3 protein-coding genes are annotated in these 1797 nt (G+C 33.9%); all 3 read right to left on the minus strand.

What is annotated here, in order from left to right; genetic code table 11:
- Positions 1–195 precede the first annotated feature (195 nt).
- Complete coding sequence (locus GKR71_RS00405) at positions 196–534, minus strand: helix-turn-helix domain-containing protein (protein WP_036954067.1); 339 nt, start codon at positions 532–534, stop codon at positions 196–198.
- A gap of 73 nt (positions 535–607) precedes the next feature.
- The gene (locus tag GKR71_RS00410; RefSeq protein ID WP_036954065.1) at positions 608–1297 is read right to left on the minus strand and encodes a fimbria/pilus chaperone family protein; all 690 of its coding nucleotides are present in this window, start codon (positions 1295–1297) and stop codon (positions 608–610) included.
- Positions 1298–1325: 28 nt separating this feature from the next.
- The coding region (locus tag GKR71_RS00415; protein ID WP_154633750.1) for a FimD/PapC C-terminal domain-containing protein at positions 1326–1797 on the minus strand (472 nt) is incomplete at its 5' end.

The raw sequence follows: 1797 nt of genomic DNA on the forward strand, positions 1-1797 counted from the left end.
GCCCAAGTCAAGCAGGAGAATATATTTGGAATGCAGAATATATTACGACTATTCAGTAAGCTTTATTTCGCACTCCATGAGTCACTCATTAATATAAAAAAATCCGCCTGGTAGGCGGATTAAATAATTAAAAATTTGACAAAAAAATTAATACAATAAAAAACAACAATAGAGAGAACTAATTTTCACACAAAATTAGTTTATTTTATCAAAATAAATTTCAATATCTCTATGGGTATCATTCAATTTAACGCCGGAAATTTCATCATGGTAATTTTTTAATTGAAATTTTAACTCATTAAAAAAATCACCGAAGTCAAAATCTAAAACAAAAAGAATATTCAATAATGTGTCTACAGAAATTCGACATTTACCACATTCATATCGAGAGTAATGCTGCTGTGAAATCCCGAGTTGCTTCGCTATATTAGAACCAGACAGCCTTTTATTTTTTCTAATCTCTCTTATTTCTTTACCTATCATGACTGAGTAAATATTGCTTTCCAGTTTACTACCTTCATCTACATTCTTCATATTTCATATATCTCCATATACAGGAACGGTAGAATTAATTATTTAGTTCTCGTTCCTGTTGATAGATAAAAAATCATCCGTTAGGAATCACTTTTATTGTGCTATTATTATCTGAGTTTTTAAATCCGTAACGACTTAATGGTGAAATAACTAACTCTTGAACTTTACCTTTCACATCAATAGTTTTACTTTCTTGTGGTCTTAAATAAAATTGTTCAATTGAGTAACTATCATTACTAGGTAATGCTGTCACTGACTGGGATAAACGAACAACTTGATTACCAGTATTAGTTAACGTCAGCTTGTTATCTTTTTGCTTAACGGTAATATTTTTCCATGGCGTTTGGCTTAATGGCTCATTAGCTGGTGTAATTAACATCGCTACATCCTGGCGAATCGGCATTTTTGCAGAGTTTTGTTTAACAGCTCCCACACCTTGGAAAGAAACACGTAAAATTTCTTCTTGTTTTAAATCCAAACCTTTCTTTAGAACAAAGTTAATTTGCTGGCTTTCATTCGGCTCAATACGCACAATTGGTGGGGATACCATCACCTCTTTAGCCATTGGTTTCGAGCCATCAAGATCAGAAACTTTCGTTGATAACAAGATAGGCTCTTTTGATATATTTTTTACGCTAAATACTTTACGCCCTTCACTTGCATCTAAAATAACGGTCATTGTTTCCAATTGAAAACTTGCTTTTGCAGATATACTCATTAAGCTGACTAAACCTAAAACCATTGTATAAAATAACTTTTTCATTCAAACCTCAAATATGTATTTAATAATATTACTGGCAGATCGCATCTGCCTCTTCATAAAGTAATTCTGTGGAAAATTCTTCCGGTACACTATATTTAATTGTGCAATCATCTGAATTGGGTGAGCGTAAAATAATGTCATCGCCAATTTGTTCATTACTGAGTAATAAATTACCTTCCCCCATGACGACACCCATATAATCCCCTTTTTTATTTAGTACGCTGGCACCAAAAGGAACCATCGAACCATTCTCCATTTTAATATTCAGTAATAATTGCCTCATCGTCGTTGCATTAATACGTTTAGTCACAACAGATCCCCTTGCCGCAGCAACATCAAAGGAAGTGGTATCTAAACGCACATTTACCGGCAATTTATCAGTATTTAATTGCACGGTTGATTTTTGGTTTCTTGGCAACGATGAAATAGCCGCAGTACCAAAATGATTCGTTATCGTGGTGCCACTGCCCATCGTGTTGACTCTAACCCCTGGCGCATCC

Origin of the sequence: Providencia sp. wls1922, assembly GCF_009706505.1 — a bacterium.
GTDB lineage: Bacteria > Pseudomonadota > Gammaproteobacteria > Enterobacterales > Enterobacteriaceae > Providencia > Providencia lanzhouensis.